Here is an 850-nt window from a genome sequence, read left to right on the forward strand (position 1 = left end):
CCTTCACGATGCTCTCCGGCGCCACCTTCTGCGCCTCGCGCCACTGCTCCACGCTCCAGCCCTGCGGCAGATAGCCGTTGATGGGGTCGTGCGCGCTCGTCTGGTCCGTCACGCAGTCCGGCGTGATGCCGCGCGCGACGATCTCCGCGAACACGTCCGCCGCGTTGCCGAGCAGGCCCACCGAAACCGGCTTGCCGGTCTGCTTCGCTTCCTCGACGATGGCGAGCGCCTCATCCAGCGTCTTCGCCTTGCGGTCCACGTAGCGCGTCTTGAGGCGGAAGTCGATGCGCGTCTCGTCGCATTCCACGGCGATCATCGAGAAGCCCGCCATGGTCGCGGCCAGCGGCTGCGCGCCGCCCATGCCGCCCAGACCGCCGGTGAGAATCCAGCGGCCCTTCGGGTTGCCGTTGAAGTGCTGGTTCGCCACCGAGTAGAACGTTTCGTAGGTGCCCTGCACGATGCCCTGCGAGCCGATATAGATCCAGCTGCCCGCGGTCATCTGGCCGTACATCATGAGGCCCTTGCGGTCGAGTTCGTGGAAATGTTCCCACGTGGCCCAGTGCGGCACAAGGTTGGAGTTCGCGAGCAGCACGCGCGGCGCATCGGCATGCGTGCGGAACACGCCCACCGGCTTGCCCGACTGGATCAGCAGCGTTTCGTCTTCGTTCAGGTCTTTCAGCGACGCCAGGATCTGGTCGAAGCATTCCCAGTTGCGCGCGGCGCGGCCGATGCCGCCGTAGACGACGAGCGCATGCGGATGCTCGGCCACCTCGGGGTCCAGATTGTTCTGGATCATCCGGTAGGCGGCTTCGGCCAGCCAGGTCTTGCAGACTTTCTCGCTGCCGCGCGG

General features: G+C 66.5%; 1 protein-coding gene. It reads right to left on the reverse strand.

Features of this window, described 5'->3' with window-relative positions; all coding sequences use genetic code 11:
* On the reverse strand, window positions 1–850 hold an 850-nt coding region (gene hutU / locus U5760_RS31530), incomplete at both ends, for a urocanate hydratase (protein WP_322016217.1).

It is taken from the genome of Paraburkholderia sp. J12, assembly GCF_905220215.1.
Classification (GTDB): Bacteria; Pseudomonadota; Gammaproteobacteria; order Burkholderiales; family Burkholderiaceae; genus Paraburkholderia.